General features: G+C 62.7%; 16 protein-coding genes. 5 read left to right on the top strand and 11 right to left on the bottom strand.

The window, feature by feature from the left end; all coding sequences use genetic code 11:
• Positions 1–112: 112 nt before the first annotated feature.
• From O3306_RS01915 to cysQ, 5 genes are all read right to left on the bottom strand, one after another.
• The gene (locus O3306_RS01915) at positions 113–1,156 is read right to left on the bottom strand and encodes a glycosyltransferase family 2 protein (protein ID WP_272002512.1); all 1,044 of its coding nucleotides are present in this window, start codon (positions 1,154–1,156) and stop codon (positions 113–115) included.
• Positions 1,157–1,348: 192 nt separating this feature from the next.
• Positions 1,349–2,332: a UDP-glucose 4-epimerase GalE gene (gene galE / locus O3306_RS01910; protein ID WP_272002510.1), complete on the bottom strand. Its 984-nt coding sequence runs from the start codon at positions 2,330–2,332 to the stop codon at positions 1,349–1,351.
• A 25-nt stretch (positions 2,333–2,357) separates the two neighbouring features.
• Complete coding sequence (galU, locus tag O3306_RS01905) at positions 2,358–3,251, bottom strand: UTP--glucose-1-phosphate uridylyltransferase GalU (protein ID WP_272002507.1); 894 nt, start codon at positions 3,249–3,251, stop codon at positions 2,358–2,360.
• Between the two features lie 196 nt (positions 3,252–3,447).
• Positions 3,448–4,248, bottom strand: a complete 801-nt coding sequence (locus O3306_RS01900) for a 3-deoxy-manno-octulosonate cytidylyltransferase (RefSeq protein WP_272002505.1) — start codon at positions 4,246–4,248, stop codon at positions 3,448–3,450.
• A 4-nt stretch (positions 4,249–4,252) separates the two neighbouring features.
• Entirely contained in the window at positions 4,253–5,056 is an 804-nt protein-coding gene (gene cysQ, locus O3306_RS01895; protein ID WP_272002502.1) for a 3'(2'),5'-bisphosphate nucleotidase CysQ, read from the bottom strand.
• Between the two features lie 134 nt (positions 5,057–5,190).
• On the opposite strand from cysQ, the gene O3306_RS01890 reads away from it, so the two are divergent.
• Positions 5,191–6,012: an ABC transporter permease gene (locus O3306_RS01890; protein ID WP_272002499.1), complete on the top strand. Its 822-nt coding sequence runs from the start codon at positions 5,191–5,193 to the stop codon at positions 6,010–6,012.
• 115 nt (positions 6,013–6,127) lie between these two features.
• Here the strand turns inward: O3306_RS01890 and glmM are convergent, their stop codons facing one another.
• On the bottom strand, positions 6,128–7,477 hold the full coding sequence (gene glmM / locus O3306_RS01885) for a phosphoglucosamine mutase (protein WP_272002496.1): 1,350 nt from the start codon (positions 7,475–7,477) through the stop codon (positions 6,128–6,130).
• A gap of 181 nt (positions 7,478–7,658) precedes the next feature.
• On the opposite strand from glmM, the gene O3306_RS01880 reads away from it, so the two are divergent.
• Positions 7,659–8,036, top strand: a complete 378-nt coding sequence (locus tag O3306_RS01880) for a VanZ family protein (protein WP_272002493.1) — start codon at positions 7,659–7,661, stop codon at positions 8,034–8,036.
• Here O3306_RS01880 and pncA read toward each other — a convergent pair.
• Positions 8,020–8,619 carry a bifunctional nicotinamidase/pyrazinamidase gene (gene pncA / locus O3306_RS01875; RefSeq protein ID WP_272002490.1) on the bottom strand — a complete coding sequence of 200 codons (600 nt, stop codon included), beginning with the start codon at positions 8,617–8,619 and terminating at the stop codon, positions 8,020–8,022. The genes O3306_RS01880 and pncA overlap by 17 nt on opposite strands.
• Positions 8,620–8,720: 101 nt before the next feature.
• Here pncA and trhO point away from each other — a divergent pair, with 101 nt between their 5' ends.
• A complete protein-coding gene (trhO, locus tag O3306_RS01870; RefSeq protein ID WP_272002488.1) occupies positions 8,721–9,635 on the top strand; it encodes an oxygen-dependent tRNA uridine(34) hydroxylase TrhO in 915 nt (304 codons plus the stop codon).
• Between the two features lie 25 nt (positions 9,636–9,660).
• Here trhO and O3306_RS01865 read toward each other — a convergent pair whose 3' ends face one another.
• Positions 9,661–10,884 (bottom strand): MFS transporter, encoded by a 1,224-nt coding sequence (locus O3306_RS01865; protein WP_272002484.1) that lies wholly within the window; start codon positions 10,882–10,884, stop codon positions 9,661–9,663.
• Positions 10,885–11,022: 138 nt separating this feature from the next.
• On the opposite strand from O3306_RS01865, the gene O3306_RS01860 reads away from it, so the two are divergent.
• Positions 11,023–11,982 carry a KpsF/GutQ family sugar-phosphate isomerase gene (locus tag O3306_RS01860; protein WP_272002482.1) on the top strand — a complete coding sequence of 320 codons (960 nt, stop codon included), beginning with the start codon at positions 11,023–11,025 and terminating at the stop codon, positions 11,980–11,982.
• Positions 11,983–12,011: 29 nt separating this feature from the next.
• Here O3306_RS01860 and O3306_RS01855 read toward each other — a convergent pair whose 3' ends face one another.
• The 3 genes from O3306_RS01855 to O3306_RS01845 form a co-directional block, all read right to left on the bottom strand.
• Positions 12,012–12,554, bottom strand: coding sequence for a hypothetical protein (locus tag O3306_RS01855; RefSeq protein WP_272002479.1), 543 nt, complete (start codon positions 12,552–12,554; stop codon positions 12,012–12,014).
• A gap of 199 nt (positions 12,555–12,753) precedes the next feature.
• Positions 12,754–13,461 (bottom strand): GntR family transcriptional regulator, encoded by a 708-nt coding sequence (locus O3306_RS01850; RefSeq protein ID WP_272002476.1) that lies wholly within the window; start codon positions 13,459–13,461, stop codon positions 12,754–12,756.
• A complete protein-coding gene (locus tag O3306_RS01845; RefSeq protein WP_272002473.1) occupies positions 13,458–16,355 on the bottom strand; it encodes an FAD-binding and (Fe-S)-binding domain-containing protein in 2,898 nt (965 codons plus the stop codon). The genes O3306_RS01850 and O3306_RS01845 overlap by 4 nt, the downstream gene beginning before the upstream one ends.
• A gap of 147 nt (positions 16,356–16,502) precedes the next feature.
• On the opposite strand from O3306_RS01845, the gene O3306_RS01840 reads away from it, so the two are divergent.
• Positions 16,503–17,696, top strand: coding sequence for a pyridoxal-phosphate-dependent aminotransferase family protein (locus O3306_RS01840; RefSeq protein WP_272002470.1), 1,194 nt, complete (start codon positions 16,503–16,505; stop codon positions 17,694–17,696).

Raw genomic sequence — 17,696 nt, 5'->3', positions numbered from 1 at the left:
GCATAGGCCACTGATCTTAAGGTAAGATTGCCCATCATATTCACTGGTCCGTCCCGATTGGCCGAAGGATAAGCTATTGAGCATCTTGGGTAAATGGCAATTTCATGTCGGGTCATAGCCAGGTGCCGCGCGACATCAGGCCCATTGCTTCGAGCTGGCGCCAGGAGATCAGCCGGGTCGAACACTCGCACCAAAGATCGGGGTTGCGGGTGAGGCTGTCATAGTAGTCGGCGTAGAGCGAGGAATTGGCGAAATGCTCGCCGCGCAGTTTCTCCTCGGCGGACTTCTCGGCGATCATGTGCAGGAACTTGGTGTGCAGCAGGATGCCGCTGGTTTTTTCGCCGCCCTGATCGTCATAGACGTGGTTGAGATGGCGCGGCAGCAAAGAGTGGGTGGAGCTGACATAGGCGTAGCGGCGATCCCATTTGACCAGGGGCACCTTGCCCATCGTTGGGGCGCGGCGGGGGTTTTCGGCAAAGAAGACCCGAGCGCGGGGGCCGCCCTGAATCCACAGGTTCTCCAGTTTTTTCTGCTTTTGGATCATATGGTTGCCGCCGTCGAACCATGACAGGATTTCAAACGGATCGGTGCCGGCCTCGTAAGGGTGCGCGTCCAGCGGGCCCTTGGGATACATGTCCAGCATGAGCGCGCCGAAGGATGTGATCTCTTTCATGTCGAGCCATTCGGTGAGCGCGCGCAGGGGGCGCGTGTCGTGAAACGGGTAGATGAACACCTCGTCGGCATCGAGTGTCAGGCACCAATGGCCGTGGCCGTAGCGGATCTGCAGCCAGGTCAGCCAATCGACCCCGAACCGGGACAGACGGTAGCTGTGCGGCGTGCGCCAGAGCGATGTATCGGGCTGCTGGAGGAGGTATTCAGCGGTGCCGTCATCGGATGCATTGTCCACGAATAGGAAATGATCGACGCCCAGTTTGCGGTGGTGATCGAGGAACCAGGGCAGGCGCACACGTTCGTTGCGCACGGTGGCAAAGCACAGGATTGCGTCGGGTTTGATCTGGTCGGTCCGGTTTCGGACTTCGCTAAGCTGGCGCCGCTTGCGCAGCGCACGCGCCAGCAGGCGGCGGCGCTTCCAGCGCAGACGGTAGGCCATCGCCGCCGTGCCGATCCGTTGGGATATGTCTTGGGGCTGCTGCATCTGTTCTCTTGGCCTGCGCGTTTGGGGGCAGTCTAGAGTGTTTCGCCGAAAACTGAATCCCGGGTTTTGGGGAAATGTCAGGTAAGGTGGGGTGATATGCGCATTTTCCCGCGCCTTTGTGGCGCGAGGGCCGGGATCTGGCCCGGAATGAGTGGCGGAACGGGGTCAGCCCGAGCCGCGCAATTGTCTGGCCTATTTGTCGTAATGACCGGACTGGTGCCAGCGCCATGCGTCGGTGATCATCTGCTTCATGGTCGAGCGTTGTGGCCGCCAGCCCAGCTCGGCCTCGGCGCGGGTAGAGCCGGAGACCAGCCGCGTGCAATCGCCGGGGCGGCGCGGGCCGTCGATCACCGGCACGTCACGGCCGGTGACGGCATGGGATTGGTCGATCACCTCGCGCACCGAGAAGCCGTGGCCGGTGCCGAGGTTGAACACGCGGCTGTCCTTGCCGTCCTCCAGCCATTTCAGGCCCAGCACATGCGCATCCACAAGGTCCATCACATGCACGTAATCGCGGATGCAGGTGCCGTCGGGCGTATCCCAGTCGGTACCGAACACCGTGAGCGCGTCGCGGCGGCCGTCGATGGCGTCGAGCATGAGTGGGATGAGATGTGTTTCGGGTTTGTGAAACTCACCGATCTCGGCCTCGGGGTCGGCGCCTGCGACGTTGAAATAGCGAAAGATGACGTGGCGCAGGCCATAGGCTGTCTCGAACCCGTGCAGCATGTCCTCGATCGCGCGTTTGGAGGCGCCGTAGGGGTTGATCGGATGCTGGACGCAATCCTCGTTCAGGATCACGTTGTCCTGATCGCCGTAGGTCGCGCAGGTGGAGCTGAAGACCATGTTGGTGCAGCCCGCGTGCACCGCCGCCTGCAACAGCGTCAGCGACCCGGCGACGTTGTTGTGCCAGTAGGTTTCGGGGCTGCGAATGCTGTCGCCCACCTGGCTGAGCGCGGCAAAGTGCATGACGGCGGCGGGCTGATAGGCGGCAAACACCTGATCGAGGCGCTCGCGATCGGTGATGTCGCCTTCCTCGAACGGGCCGAACTTGACCGCGTCGCGCCAGCCGATGCTGAGATTGTCATAGGCGACGGGGGTGTAGCCCGCCGCCTTGAGTGTTTTGCAGGCGTGGCTGCCGATATAGCCCGCGCCGCCCGTTACCAGGATATTCGTCACATTGCCGCCTCTGGCTGCTCAAGGTTTACTGAGCAGCCTTATCAGCGTTGACGATTTCGTAAAGGAAGTTTTGCAAATCCTCACGCAACTCGGGCCGATCCAGCGCGAAAGATACGGTCGCCTGCAGGAACCCGGCCTTGGAGCCGCAATCGAACCGCTGGCCGCGGAAACGGAAACCATAGACCTCTTCGCCCTCGTCGCGGGCATCGTCGATGGCGTCGGTCAACTGGATCTCGCCGCCTGCGCCGGTCTTCTTCTTGTTGAGCATCTTCAGAACCGTGGGGGTCAGCACGTAGCGCCCGATCACTGCGAGGTTCGACGGTGCAGTGCCGGGGGCGGGTTTTTCCACCATGCCCTTGGTCGAGACCATCGAGCCCATGTCTTCCTTTATGTCAAGAATCCCGTAAGAGGATGCCTTGTCGTCGGGGACCTCCATCGCGGCAACGATGTTGCCCGGCGTTTCCTCGAATGCCTCGATCATCTGCTGCAGGCAGGGTTTCTCGGCGGCGATCACGTCATCGGGAAGGATCACGGCAAAGGGTTCGTTGCCGATCATCCGGCGTGCGCACCAGACCGCGTGACCAAGGCCCAGCGGCTTGTGCTGGCGCAGATACGCGATTTCGCCCGAGTCCATGTTGGTGGACTTGAGGATTTCCAGCAGCTCGGTCTTGCCCCTCTTGCGCAGCTCCTGTTCGAGCTGTGGGGCGTTGTCGAAGTAGTCCTCGAGCGCGCCCTTGCCGCGCGAGGTGACAAAGATGAATTCCTTGATCCCCGCCTGGCGTGCCTCGTCAATGGCGTATTGCACCAGCGGGCGGTCCACCAGCGTCATGATTTCTTTCGGAACGGATTTGGTAGCGGGCAGAAATCTTGTGCCCATTCCGGCAACCGGAAAAATCGCTTTCGTTACCTTGCGTCGCATCTTCATTTTACTTTCGTGCCCCACGTCGTTCCCCATTGTTTCCCCACATATCATAAAAAACACTAAATATCGTGGTTCAATAAGGGGGAAACTGGACAATTATTGGACAGAGTTGCGATTTTTTCGGGCAGGTGCGCTTCGGCCAAGTCTTTAAGAAGAGTAAAAAAAATGACTACTGCAACCTGGGATTGAAAAATCAGGGCATTTTCATTTCGGCCATCATTGTTTCGATCCTGGAAACATCCTCTGGGTTGTTCAGCTCCCAGAACTGCCGACCACGGGCGTCGACCTCGACACAAAGGATGGAGCGGCCCTGTTCGAGGAAGCGCAGCTGTTCCAGCCCTTCCAGCGCTTCGAGCGGACCGGGGGTGAAACCGGAATAGGCGGCCAGTGCCGCGGGGCGGTAGGCATAGACGCCGACATGGTGGTAGACGGGCGTGGCGTCTGTGTCGGCATAGGTGCCGGGGGTGTAGGGGATCACTTCCTTGGAGAAGTAGAGCGCGTGGTTGCGTGCGCCAAAGACGGCGGTGGTGCCGCCGACGCGACCGTTGCGGCGATCTTCGAGAAACCCGTTCAGCGCGCGCCCGTCGCAGCGCAGCACGGGTGTGGCGACTTCGGCGTCGGGGTCGTCGCGCAGGCCCGCCACCAGATCCTCGACGAACCAATGCGGGGTGAGCGGCGCATCGCCCTGCAGGTTCACCACGATATCAAAACCGCCGCCCAATGCCTGCGCCGCTTCGGCGCAGCGTTCGGTGCCGTTGGCACAGTCGGGCGAGGTCATCACCACCTCGGCGCCGAACCCGGCCGCGGCGTCGCGGATCCGCGCGTCATCGGTGGCGACGACGATCCGGTCCGCGCCCTTGACCTGGCAGGCGGCCTCCCACGAGCGCTGGATCAGCGATTTCGTCTCGCCGGTGGCGCCGGTGAGGGTCGCCAGCGGCTTGCCGGAATAGCGGCTCGAGGCGTAGCGCGCGGGGATGGCGATCAGAACGCTCATGGTGTCAGCCCTTTTTCAGGTTCACGGACGGGGCGCAGGCAATGAAGAACGGGTTGGCGTAGCCGTCCTTACCATAGGTCAGGTCTGTGTGATCGTCGAAGCGCACGACGCGCCCACCCGCGCCGGTCAGCACCGCATGGCCTGCGGCGGTGTCCCATTCCATCGTCCGCCCCAGGCGGGGATACAGATCCGCTTCGCCCGTGGCGACGAGGCAGAACTTGAGCGACGATCCCGCGCTTTTCATGTCCTTGACGGAATATTTCGCGATATAGTCGTCGGTTGCCTGATCGCGGTGGGATTTGGAGGCAACGACCATCAGCGCGGCGTTGTCGGGGTCCGACACGCGGATCGGGCGGACGGGGCCAATGGTATCTTTGTCCAGATCCCCTGTTTCCTCGACCGCGTGACCATCCGGCATGGTAAAGAACATCCGGCCCTTGGCCGGTGCATAGACCACGCCGCGTATCGGCACACCGTTTTCAACATAGGCGATATTCACGGTGAAATCGCCCCGGCGGTGGATGAATTCCTTGGTGCCGTCCAGCGGATCGACAATCAGGAACGTATCGGCGCGCACGGCATGGCTGTCGGCCTGTTCCTCGGTCACAAGGGCAATATCGGGGAACGCGGCGCGCAGCCCTGCCGAGATCAGCGCATCGGCGGCCTCGTCGGCCTCTGTCACCGGGCTCGAGTCGGATTTGGTCCGGACGTCGAAATCGTCTGAATTGTAGACTTCCAGGATCACATCGCCGGCCTCCAGCGCGAGACGTCGAATGGTGGCGGTCAAATGGGTGTGGTCCAAATTCATGCTCCTGTCTGGAATCGATGGCACGTCGAAACGTGAGTGTTGCGGGCAAGCGCCCGGCCTCTTATGCTGTGCGTGTAACGGGACAGCAAGAATTCCGTACAAGAATCCGCCCGAGCAGGCATAGGCGCGACATAATGTTTCAGCAGGCCAAACCAAAATCGACGCTGCAGTCGGCGATATCCCTCGCCGAGCTGATCTATCACGCGACGGTGCGCGACGTGCGCAAGGCGCATGGCAACGCGTTGATGGCGCTGGGCCTGAACCTGTTGCAGGCGGTTGTTTTCATCGCGTCATTTTTTATCATGTTCTCGATCCTCGGCCTGCGCGGTTCAGCATTGCGCGGTGATTTCCTGCTTTATATCATGTCGGGGATTTTCCTGTTTCTGTCCCATGTAAAGACGCTGAGCGCCGTGGCCGGATCCGAGGGGCCATCCTCTCCGATGATGCAACACGCGCCGATGAACACGGTGGTTTCGATCTGCGCGGCGGCGTTCGGGGCGCTTTATATCCAGTTGCTGACGCTTTTCCTGATCCTTTTCGTCTATCATGTGGGCTTCAAGCCGTTCACCATAGATCAGCCGTTCTGGGCGTTCCTGATGTTGATGCTGGCCTGGTTCACGGCGGTGGCACTGGGGCTGGTGCTGTTGGCGATGAAGCCGTGGTTCCCCACGTTTACATCGACCTTCGTGACAGTCTACCAGCGCGCCAACATGATCGCGTCGGGCAAGATGTTCGTGGCCAATTCACTGCCGCCGACGATGCTGGCGATGTTTGACTGGAATCCGCTGTTTCACCTGATCGATCAGTCGCGCGGCTTCGTTTTCGTCAATTACTTTCCGCGCAATTCGTCGATCGAATACCCGGTGATCGTCGGGGTGGTCTTTATCGTGATCGGGTTGATGGGCGAATTTTACACCCGCCGTCATGCCTCGGCCAGCTGGAACGCGCGCCGCTAGAGCGACAAGCATCTGAACTGAAACGGGAAAGCCGCGAAGCGCCTTGTTGGCACGCACGCGCGTTTTCCGCCCCGAAAGCGGGCCGGAAATTGCAGGTTTTCCGGGCGATACCGGTTCAGTGTTTGCCTGCCTCGCGCACTGCGTCGGCGATGGTCATCACCACATCATTCAGCAGGGCCTCGTCCTCGCATTCTGCCATGACGCGGATCAGCGGCTCGGTCCCGGATTTGCGGATCAGCAGGCGGCCCTGGCCCTCGATCCGTTTTTCCTGTGCCGCGATCAGCGCGGTCACGCTTTCCGCGCCCAGCGGATCGGCGCCGCTGCTGTATTTCACGTTCTCCAGCTTTTGCGGGACCGCTTCGAAATTGCGGATAAGCTCGCTGGCGGGTTTGCCGGATGTGACCATGGCCGCGAGGAACTGTATGCCTGCGATCAGCCCGTCGCCGGTGGTGGCATAATCGGTCATGACGATATGCCCCGACTGTTCGCCGCCGAGGTTGAACCCGCCCTCGCGCATCCGCGCGACCACATGGCGGTCGCCCACGCTGGTGCGTTCCATCGCCAGGCCGCGGTTCTTGCAGAACCGCTCCAGACCGAGGTTCGACATCACGGTGGTGATCAGCGTGCCGCCGCGCAACAGCCCGGCATCGGCCCAGGCCGCGGCAAAGAGCGCCATGATCTGATCGCCATCGGCGACAATCCCGGCCTCGTCGATGATGATGATCCGGTCCGCGTCGCCATCAAGGCAGATTCCCAGATCGGCGCCATGTTCGCGGACGGCCGCCACGGCGGCCTGCGGGTTGGTCGAGCCGCAATCGAGGTTGATGTTATAGCCGTTGGGCGCAATGCCGATAGGCACCACTTCGGCGCCCAGCTCCCACAGCACGTCGGGGGCGGCGCGGTACGCGGCACCATTGGCGCAATCCACGACCACCTTGAGCCCGCTGAGGCGCACATCGCGCGGGATCGTTGTCTTGGCATATTCCACGTAGCGGCCCTGACCATGCTCGATGCGCTTGGCGCGCCCGATGTTCAACGGCTGGACCGGGGAAATGTCACCGGCGAGGATTTGTTCGATCTCGGCCTCGGATTCATCGTCGAGCTTGAAGCCGTCAGGGCCGAAGAACTTGATCCCGTTATCGTAATGCGGGTTGTGGCTGGCCGAGATCATGATGCCCAGATCGGCCCGCATGGACCGTGTCAGCAGGCCGACTGCCGGTGTCGGGACCGGGCCCAGCAGCAGCACGTTCATGCCCGTCGATGTCAGCCCGGCGGTCAACGCGTTTTCCAGCATGTAGCCCGATCGGCGCGTATCCTTGCCGATGACCACCCGGTGCCCGTTCGATTTGTCGCGGCGGAAGTGACGCCCGGCCGCCGCGCCAATGCGCAGGGCGTTGTCTGCTGTCATGGGATAGGTGTTTGCCGTGCCCCGGATACCGTCGGTGCCGAAAATCTTACGCGTCATCTGGCTTCTCTTTCTTCGATATGTCACCCTGCCGGGCGCAACCCGGATTGTCATATACCCGACGGGCCGATTTGGCGAGTGGCGAGGTGGCGCGCGCGCGGGTTTGCGCGGATGCCACGCTGGTCCCGCCCGGCGCGTTGCGGCAGGAAAAGATGGGCACAGACCCCGGAGTGGTAATCGGATGCAGGCGAGACGCGGGATAATTTCGGGCAGGGTGGCGTGGTGGTTGACCGCGGCGCTGGTGCTGCTGATCGGCTTCGTGACGCTGACACCGATACCGCAGATGCAGACGATGTCGCATTCCGACAAGCTGCAGCATTTCGTTGCCTTTGCGGTGCTGGCCTTGCCCCTCAGCCTGGCCTATCCGCGCTATTTCCTTGGGGTTTTCATCGCCGCAGTGGCCTATGGCGGGCTGATCGAGGTGATCCAGCCCCATGTCGGACGCTCAGCCGAGATGCTTGATGTGCTGGCCGATGCGGCAGGGGCGCTGGCAGGGGGGATCGTTGGCCGCTACGTGGGCCTGTGGCAAGGCGCGGGACGGATCAGTCGAGCAAGGTGACACCGGCGGCCAGCATCCGCGCTTTCGCGGTGGCCATCGAGCCATCAAGGTCGATCGCCCGACAAAGCGAGATATCCACCTGCACGTCATAGCCCAGCTGCGCGGCGTCTTCTGCCGAGTAAGCCACGCAGAAATCGGTCGCGAGGCCGACGAGCATCAGCCGTGATATTCCACGCGACTGTAGGTAACCGTGCAGGCCGGTCGCCGTTTCGCGATCGTTCTCGAAGAACGCCGAATAGCTGTCGATCTCGGGGTTGTAGCCCTTGCGGATGATCATGTCGGCAGGGTCGGTGAGCAGGTCTTCATGAAACGCGGCGCCATGGCTGCCCTGGACGCAGTGATCGGGCCAGAGCACCTGAGGGCCGTAGGGCATGTCGATCATATCCGCCGGCGCCTTGCCCGGGTGGGACGAGGCGAAGGACAAATGGCCCGCCGGGTGCCAGTCCTGGGTCAGGATCACGACGGGTGCATCCTCGATGCGCCTGTTGATGCCGGGCACGATGGTGTCGCCGTCCGCCACCCCCAGTGCGCCACCGGGACAGAAATCGTACTGGACGTCGATCACGATCAGGGCACGTGGCATGGCTGGTTCTCCTAGCTGGGTGGAATATGGGTAGGGAGCGGCGGGCGCTGCGTCAAGCGTGCCCTTGCCCGGCGCAGCATGAAGGCGTAGAGACCCGGGCCATGTATACCATTGCTGCTCTCTATCATTTCACCCGATTTGACGACCCCGAGGCGCTGCGCGCCCCGCTTCTGGCGCTGTGCGAGCGTGAGGGAATTACCGGCATCTTGCTGCTGGCGGGCGAGGGGGTGAATGGCACCATCGCCGGGTCGCGCAAGGGTATCGACGCGGTGCTGGCGCATCTGCGTGGTCTGCCCGGCTGCGAAGGTCTGGAGCACAAGGAGAGCTTCAGCGAGACGCAGCCCTTTGGCCGCCTCAAGGTGCGGCTGAAAAAGGAAATCGTCACGATGGGCCAGCCGGATGTCGATCCGCTGGCCGGGGTCGGCCATTACGTCGAGCCTGCTGACTGGAATGAGTTGATCACCAGCCCGGACGTGGCGGTGATCGACACGCGCAACGACTACGAAGTGGCGATCGGGACGTTTGAGGGTGCGGTTGATCCGGCCACTGACAGCTTCCGCGACTTTCCCGCATGGTGGGAGAAGAACAAGCACCGCTTTCACAACAAGCGGATCGCGATGTTCTGCACCGGCGGCATCCGTTGCGAGAAAAGCACGAATTACCTGCTGGGGCAGGGGGTTGATGAGGTCTATCACCTCAAGGGCGGTATCCTGAAATACCTCGAAGAGGTGCCCGAGGCCGAGAGTACGTGGCGCGGCGAGTGCTTTGTTTTTGACGGGCGCGTTTCGGTCGGGCACGGGCTGCGCGTGGGGCCGCATGAGCTGTGCCATGCCTGCCGTCGACCGATCCTGCCCGAAGACACAGCGCGCCCTGAGTTCGAGCAGGGCGTGTCGTGCCACCAATGTATTGACGAAACCAGCGCCGAGGCCAAGGAGCGCTTTCGCGAGCGGCAAAAGCAGATCGCATTGGCAGCGGCGCGCGGTGAGCGCCACATGCTGAACGTGCCGGGGGATTAAGGCGCCAAGGCAGTCTGGCGGCGCGTTACGCGGCCACGGCTTGCGGTTCTTTCGGTGTCCGGGTGCGCAGCAAGAGCGTGACCATGATCGCGATATTGACGAAGTTGAACGCGATCCCGTTGAGAAACGCCGCCTGGTAGCTGCCGGTTAGGTCATAGATCCAGCCCGACATCCAGCCGCCGATCGCCATGCCCCCGATGGTCGACATCATCACGAATCCCACGCGGCGGCCAGCCTCGCGCGACGGCATGTATTCGCGCACGACCAGCGTATAGCTGGGCACGATGCCGCCCTGCGACAGGCCAAAGACCAGCGACACGGTATAAAGCGACACCAGCCCGCCCGCTGGCAGATAGAGAAACAGCGCGGCGCATTGCAGGCCCGAACTGATCAGCACCGTGCGCACGCCGCCCAGCCGGTCGGCCACCATGCCGAAGAATATCCGCGAAACAACGCCGCCGAACAGCATCAGCGACAGCATCTGCCCGCCTGCCACCGCGCCGAACCCCAGATCGACGCAGAGGCTGACGATATGGACCTGGGGCATGGCCATCGCCACGCAACAGCCGATGCCGGCTGCTGCCAGCATGTATTGCAACAGGCGTGGGCTGAGGCCCGCCGATCCTGCGCGCTTCCCCGACAGGCTGTCGGAGTGGCGGATCGCGCCTTCGGGCACGCGGCGGCGCAGCAGCAGTGCCAGTGGAATCATCAGGCAGGGCACGAGGATCGCCAACAGGGCATAGACCGCGCGCCAGCCTGAGGTTGCCAGCACCCCGCTGAGGACCAGCGGCCAGAACGCGCCGGCAAGGTAATTGCCGCTGGCGGTGATGGCCACGGCGATGCCGCGCCGCCGCACGAACCACAGGGATATATCCGCCATGAGCGGGCCAAAGGTGACGGCGGAGCCAAGCCCGATCACCGCGTGCAGCGCCGTGAGCGCGGTTGCCGAGGGGGCTATGGCCACCAGCGCCATCGCGCCGCCGATGAGGACGGCCGAGCCACTAAGCGCCTTTGTCACGCCGAACCGGTCCACCACCCGGCCAACAACGAAATTGCCGATGGCAAAGGCGATCATGCACACCGTGTAGGGCAGTGACGCATCGGCGCGTTCGAGGCCGAATTCGGCCTGCACGCCGGGCATGACCAGCACGATCACCCACATGCCCACGCTGCCCACGGTGGCAATTGCCAGCGAAATGGCCAGGCGTGCCCAGGAATAGCGGCTGTCGAGGATGTCTGCATCGGTCATGGCGGGACGGTAGTCGCGCGCGCAGGGGCTGTATAGGGCGGGATTGTACCCGTCTGCCGGAGGTACAAACCGGGCGGGGCTTCCCTCGGGGCGGGCGGCGCGCTATCACCCTGCCAGAGCGACAGCGGAGCGACATGCATGACCCAAGAGCCCAGTCCGACAGAGATCGCCCGCGAGGTCCTGGCCGTCGAAGGCGCGGCGATCTTGTCGATGCGCGACGCGATGCCGGCGGATTTCGATGCGGCGGTCGAGGTGCTGCTGGATGTGGGCGGGCGCGTGATCGTGTCCGGCATGGGCAAATCGGGCCATGTGGCGCACAAGATCGCGGCGACCATGGCCAGCACCGGCACGCCCGCGCAGGCGGTGCATCCCGGCGAGGCGAGCCATGGCGATCTGGGGATGATCACGTCCAAGGATGCGGTGATCCTGATCTCGAACTCGGGCGAGACCCGCGAACTGGCCGATATCATCGCCCATACGCGGCGGTTCTCGATCCCGCTGATCGCCATGACCAAGAACCCGCACAGCACGCTGGCGGTGCAAGCCGATCACCTGCTGTTGTTGCCCGACGCGCCCGAGGCCTGCGGCATCGGCATGGCGCCGACCACCAGCACGACCTGCACGATGGCGCTGGGCGACGCGCTGGCGGTGGCGCTGATGAAACTGCGCGGCTTCGAGCAGGAGAGCTTTCGCGCGCTGCATCCCGGTGGCACGCTGGGCGCGCAGTTGCTGACGGTCAGCGCGGTGATGCATACGGGCGACAAGCTGCCCGTGGTGCACGAACATACAGCCATGGGCGAGACGCTACTGGAAATGACCGCCAAGGGGTTTGGCGTGGCCGCCGTTGTCGAGCGCGGTATGCTGACCGGCGTGATCACCGACGGCGACCTGCGGCGTAACCTGACCCATCTGATGGAGCGCAACGCTGGCGAGGTCGCCACGCGCGGGCCGCGCACAACCCGCCCCGATGCCCTGCTGTCCGAGGCGCTGGGGGTGATGAACGCCAACAAGATTTCGGCACTCTTCGTGGTGGGCGACGACGGCGCGCTCTTGGGGTTGGTGCATATCCATGATGCACTGCGGGCCGGCGTGGCCTGAGGGCGCGCGGGGGCCGCGCGCCGGTGGGTTTACGACTTCGTAACTTTCCTCTTCCGCATCCGAAAGCCAGCCATCCCGACGAGCCCGCTCAGCAGAAGCGGCAAGCCTGCTGGCAGGGGAACCGGCGCCAGGGTGACGGTACCCGTGTCAATATTGGGGAACGCGTTACCTGATTCGGAATCGAGCGAATCAACGACCTTTGAAATCCACGGTTTGGCTGACAAGTCTTCGATCAATAAACCGAAATCTGTGTACGGGCTAAAGATGCCACCTACTCCTGACGCCCTGCCGCCGAAAACGAGCATGTCTTGGGTTGAATAGTACCTAAACCCGTAACCACCCCCGACTGGGAACGGATCTCCGCCAACCACCGTCGAGGTGATGGAATTGATGATCAATCCCGTATCGGTTTCCGGGATGTCGGTAGAGAAATCACCGGTTACACTGAAGTCAAATTTGACGGTTCCGAGTTGGCCTCCACTGAAGGAACCGAACACATTATATGTTGCTGCGTTCAGCGTGGTTGCCGAGGCAACGAACATTATCAAGGCGCTTATGTAGGTGCGAAACATTGCATTACTCCTCCTGATCTTTTTGCAAAGGCAAGCGGGCAAAAAATGTATCACGCCGCTTCAATAATTTCCAGATTCGCACGATGACCGCCGCAAAGGCGCGGGTCTGGCGGTAGGACAGTGGCGAAAGAAGGTGGCGATGCGGGCCGCGGGGCTGACTGCGCCGCCGCGGGTGGTCAGCGAGGTCTCGAAACAGCGTTCACATCGCCTGCGCATCCGTTTCGGCGGCGAGGAAATCCAGAACCGAGGCCTGCTTGCCCTTGATATGCTCGGCCAGGGCAGCGCCCAGTTTCTTGCCATCGCGGGCTTCGAGCAGCGTGATGATCCCTTCGTGCTCGCGCATGGCATTGGCCCAGCGGCGATCCGACATGTTGGCCAGATAGCGCGGGCGCTGCATGCGCATGGACAGCGCCTGACAGGCGGTGGTCAGCGTATCGTTGCGCGCCGCCAGCAGGATCATTCGATGAATTTGTTGGTTCAGGCGGAAATAGGCGTCGAGATCGCCGCTTTCATAGCTGACGATCATCTGGTCATGCGCGCTGCGCACGGCGCGGATTTCCTTGTCGCTGATATGGGCGCAGGCCAGCTCTCCGGCCAGTGCCTCGAGCGCGCCCAGAACCGGGAAGATCTCTTCCACCTCGCTGGCGGTGATCCGAGTGACCCAGGCGCCGCGGTTCGGCTCCAACCGGACCAGCCCGTCAGAGGCCAGCACCTTCAGCGCTTCGCGCATCGGGGTCCGCGACACGTCGAACCGCTCGCAGAGCTCTTTTTCCGGCACTTTCGTTCCGGGGGCCAGATCGCCGCTGATGATCAGTTGCTGTAGACGTTCGACCAGCTCCTCGTGAAGTGATTTGCGTGTGATGGCGTGAATAAGCGCTTTTTCGGTCACTTCGGTCCCTCGGGTCATTGTTCTAGGGCCATTTCGAGAAGCCGGGCAATATGTATCGGTTTCCGCTGGGTGGTGTCTGATATCTGATGACGGCAAGAAGTTCCATCCGCTACGATTAGCGTATCGGCATCGGCGGCCCGGACCGCAGGCAGCAGGTTGAGCTCGCCCATCTTGCGCGAAATCTCGTGCGTTTCGATTCCGTAGCCAAAGGCGCCCGCCATGCCGCAGCAGCTGGTCTCGACCGTTTCGATCGTGGTGTCGGGCAGCAGGGCAAGTGTTTTTTCGATGCTCGACATCACCCCCATCGCCTTTTGGTGGCAGTGACCGTGCAGCAGGACCTTGCGGCCGGGCGATTTCAGCGGCAGGCGGAACTGTGTGTTGGCGGCCTGATCGGCGATGTATTCTTCGAGCATACGGGCGTGGCGTGCCAGCCGCGCGGTCTCTTTGCCGGGGAGGAGCGCGGGAATTTCGTCGCGCAGCGTCAGCAGGCAACTGGGCTCCAGCCCGATGATGGGAAGCCCCTGTTCCACATGCGGCATCAGGGCATCGACCAGTCGCTGTGCCTCGGCCTTTGCCTCGTCCACCAGCCCGGCCGAGAGGAAGGTCCGCCCGCAGCAAAGCGGGCGCTCGCCCTTTGGCGCGGCGGCCACATGTACGGGCGTATCGGCGGCCTTCAGCACCTGGAGCGTGGCGCGCAGGTTTTCCGGCTCGAAATAGCGGTTGAAGCAATCGGCAAAGAGCACCGCGCCGGGCGGTCCATGCGGTGCCGCCTCGCGGTCGGTAAAGGGCCGGTTGCTCCATGTCGGCAGGTCGCGCGTGGCGGTAAAGCCTGTCAGCCGCTCGGTCAGTTTTGCCGCGCCGGGCAGCCTGTTGCGCAGGTTCATCACGAATGAAAGCCGCGCGGCGATCGGTGCGTAGCGCGGCAGATAGGCCACCAGCCTGTCATGCAGCCCGATCCCGTGCTTGCGGGCGCGGGCCGCCAGAACCTCGATCTTCATGCGCGCCATGTCCACCCCGGTGGGGCATTCACGCTTGCATCCCTTGCAGGAGACGCAGAGCTTCATCGTCTCGGCCATGTGATCGGAGGTCAGTGCATCCGGCCCAAGCTGTCCCGAGATCGCCAGCCGGAGCGTGTTTGCGCGCCCGCGCGTCAGGTCCTGTTCCTTGCGGGTGACGCGGAAGGATGGGCACATCACGCCGCCCTTCAGCTTGCGACAGGCGCCGTTGTTGTTGCACATCTCGACCGCGCCCTGAAACCCGCCGCCGCTGCCGGGCCATGCTGACCAGTCCAGCCCGGTCGTGAATTCCGGCACGGTATAATCCGGCCCGAAGCGAAAGAGACGCCGGTCGTCCATTTTCGGCGGATCGACGATCTTGCCGGGGTTGAAGCGGCCCTCGGGGTCGAGCCGTTCTTTGACGGTTCTGAACGAGGCGACCATGCGCGGCCCGAACATCTTGCCGTGGAATTCGGAGCGCACGATCCCGTCGCCATGCTCGCCGGAATGCGAGCCCTTGTAGCGCGCGACGAGATCGAAACATTCCTCGGCGATCGAGCGCATGGTGCGCACGTCCTGATCAAGCTTGAGGTTGAGCACGGGCCGGACATGCAGGCAACCGACCGAGGCATGGGCGTACCAGGTGCCCCTTGTGCCGTGCTTTTCAAAGATTTCCGTCAGCCCGGCGGTGTATTCGGCCAGATCGGGTAGCTCGACCGCGCAATCCTCTACGAAAGAGACCGGTTTGCCCTCGGCCTTCATCGACATCATGATGTTGAGGCCGGATTTGCGCAGTTCGGCGATATTCGTCTGCATCCGGGGATCAGTCACCGCTGTGACGCCCCCCCAGTTCTTGCCGCTGCCGGACCACGAGAATCCGAGATCGCCCATCATCTCTTCCAGCTGGCGGAGTTTCGGGACGTTGCGCGTGGGGTCGGGTTCGGAAAACTCGACCAGCAGGAGAGCCTCGGGGCTGCCGGTGACGAATTCCTCGATGGTTTGGCGAAAGAGCGGAATGTCGCGCGCCAGCCCGATCATCGTCGCATCCACCAGTTCGACGCCCTGCGGGTCCAGCGTCACCAGATGCTGGGCGGCATCCATCGCCTGATAGAAGGTCGGGAAATGACAGACGCCCAGCACCTTGTCGGTGAGCAGCGGCGACAGCTTCAGCTCGATGGCGGTGGAATAGGCCAGCGTCCCTTCGGAGCCGACCAGCAGATGGGCCAGGTTGTTGGGCGCGGCGGCGGGCACCAGCGCGTCGATATTGTAGCCGCCGACGCGGCGCATGACCTTCGGGAACCGCGCGGCAATCTCATCGGCCTCGCGTGCGCCGAGCGCGAGCAGATCGCGCGACAGGGCCGCGTATTGCGGGTTCTGGTTCGCACCACCGGGGCCGAAGCGGTGCTTGCTGCCATCGGCCAGCAGCGCTTCGATAGAAAGCACATTGTCGCGCATCATGCCGTAGCGCAGCGATTTGCCGCCGCAGGAATTGTTGCCGGTCATGCCGCCGATGGTGGCACGCGACGCGGTGGAGACATCCACCGGGAACCACAAGCCGTGCGGTTTCAGTGCCTGATTGAGGACATCCAGAACGATACCGGGGCGCACGACACAGCGCTGGTTCTCGACATCCAGCTCCAGGATGTCGTTGAAATACTGGGTGTTGTCGATCACCAGCGCCTGATTGACGGTCTGGCCACATTGCGAGGTGCCGCCGCCGCGCGGCAGGATCGGTATGCCCTGCTCGCCGGCAATGTCGATTGCCGCGCGAATGTCATCTTCGCCCTTGGGGGACAGCACGCCCAAGGGCATCATTTGGTAGAAAGATGCGTCCGTTGCGTAGCGTCCCCGAGAGAAGCTGTCGAACAGGACATCGCCCTCGACCCGCTTTTCCAAGGTGCTGGAGAGGTGTGACATCGTGGCCCGGTCCGTGGCTGTTTGGCGGAAAATTCTTATTGACTAAATTATGAATTCAAAATTACATTGAGGCAACCCTAAAGAATATGGCGGGTGCCTATCTCTGCCGGTCCCGCGTGTTCCCCCTTAGAATCAGGACAGGAATTCATGAGAAAAGCTGGTCGTCATTTTCTGCAGATCCCCGGCCCCAGTGCGGTCCCCGACAGGATCTTGCGCGCCATTTCGCAGCAGACCATCGATCATCGTGGCCCCGAATTCGGCAAGGTGGGCCTGCGCGCGCTGAGCGGGATCAAGACGATCTTCAAGACCGATGAGCAGGTTTTCATCTATCCTGCGTCGGGCACCGGTGCGTGGGAGGCGGCGCTGGTCAACGTCTTGTCGCCGGACGACCGGGTGCTGATGTTCGAGACCGGCCATTTCGCGACCCTGTGGAAGAAACTGGCCGAGCGGATGGGCCTGCGGCCCGAATTCATCAGTGGCGACTGGCGCGGTGGCGCGGATCCAGACCAGATCGAGGCCTATCTGGCCGAGGACAAGGGCCACGAGATCAAGGCGGTTTGCATCGTGCATAACGAAACCTCTACCGGCTCGGTCTCGCCGGTGGCGGCGGTGCGCAAGGCGATCGACAATGTCGGGCATCCGGCCCTGTTGATGGTCGATACGATCTCGGGGCTGGCGGCGATCAACTATGAACATGATGCATGGGGCGTGGACGTCACGGTGTCGGGGTCCCAGAAGGGGCTGATGCTGCCGCCCGGCCTGTCCTTCAACGCGGTGAGCGCCAAGGCGATGGCCGCCAACAAACACGCGAAATTGAAGCGGTCCTATTGGGATTGGGCCGATATGGTTGGCCCCAACAAGACGGGTTACTTTCCCTATACGCCCAATACCAACCTGCTCTATGGGCTGAACGAGGCGATCGACATGCTGCACGAGGAAGGGCTGGACAACGTGTTTGCGCGCCACGCCCGCCACGGCGCCGCGACACGGGCCGCCGTCCGGGCCTGGGGGCTTGAGGTGCTCTGCGCGAACCAAGGTCAGGAAAGCGACGTGCTGACCACGGTGATGATGCCGGAGGGGCATAGCGCCGACGCGTTCCGCGCGACCGCGCTGGAGCATTACGACATTTCCCTGGGCAGCGGCCTGTCAAAGGTGGCGGACAAGGTGTTCCGCATCGGCCACCTGGGGGATTTCAACGATCTGATGTTGGTCGCAACCTTGTCGGGCGTGGAGATGGGCCTGGCGAAGGCCAATGTGCCACACAACGCCGGCGGGGTAGGCGCGGCGATGAAAACGCTTGCCGAGATGGAGCAGCCGCACGTGGTGGCTGCATCGAAGTAA

The sequence above is a fragment of the Roseovarius sp. ZX-A-9 genome, assembly GCF_028369135.1.
GTDB lineage: Bacteria > Pseudomonadota > Alphaproteobacteria > Rhodobacterales > Rhodobacteraceae > Roseovarius.
Note: the sequence above shows the minus strand (reverse complement) of the source record. Positions and strands in the feature narration are given on the sequence as shown.

Coding starts and splice junctions, on each gene's coding strand:
- pncA (WP_272002490.1), bottom strand. CDS start 8,619: ATGCCACGTGCCCTGATCGTGATCGACGTCCAGTACGATTTCTGTCCC.
- O3306_RS01900 (WP_272002505.1), bottom strand. CDS start 4,248: ATGAGCGTTCTGATCGCCATCCCCGCGCGCTACGCCTCGAGCCGCTAT.
- O3306_RS01865 (WP_272002484.1), bottom strand. CDS start 10,884: ATGACCGATGCAGACATCCTCGACAGCCGCTATTCCTGGGCACGCCTG.
- O3306_RS01890 (WP_272002499.1), top strand. CDS start 5,191: ATGTTTCAGCAGGCCAAACCAAAATCGACGCTGCAGTCGGCGATATCC.
- O3306_RS01915 (WP_272002512.1), bottom strand. CDS start 1,156: ATGCAGCAGCCCCAAGACATATCCCAACGGATCGGCACGGCGGCGATG.
- galU (WP_272002507.1), bottom strand. CDS start 3,251: ATGCGACGCAAGGTAACGAAAGCGATTTTTCCGGTTGCCGGAATGGGC.
- O3306_RS01850 (WP_272002476.1), bottom strand. CDS start 13,461: ATGACCCGAGGGACCGAAGTGACCGAAAAAGCGCTTATTCACGCCATC.
- O3306_RS01880 (WP_272002493.1), top strand. CDS start 7,659: ATGCAGGCGAGACGCGGGATAATTTCGGGCAGGGTGGCGTGGTGGTTG.
- O3306_RS01860 (WP_272002482.1), top strand. CDS start 11,023: ATGACCCAAGAGCCCAGTCCGACAGAGATCGCCCGCGAGGTCCTGGCC.
- glmM (WP_272002496.1), bottom strand. CDS start 7,477: ATGACGCGTAAGATTTTCGGCACCGACGGTATCCGGGGCACGGCAAAC.
- O3306_RS01845 (WP_272002473.1), bottom strand. CDS start 16,355: ATGTCACACCTCTCCAGCACCTTGGAAAAGCGGGTCGAGGGCGATGTC.
- O3306_RS01840 (WP_272002470.1), top strand. CDS start 16,503: ATGAGAAAAGCTGGTCGTCATTTTCTGCAGATCCCCGGCCCCAGTGCG.
- O3306_RS01855 (WP_272002479.1), bottom strand. CDS start 12,554: ATGTTTCGCACCTACATAAGCGCCTTGATAATGTTCGTTGCCTCGGCA.
- trhO (WP_272002488.1), top strand. CDS start 8,721: ATGTATACCATTGCTGCTCTCTATCATTTCACCCGATTTGACGACCCC.
- cysQ (WP_272002502.1), bottom strand. CDS start 5,056: ATGAATTTGGACCACACCCATTTGACCGCCACCATTCGACGTCTCGCG.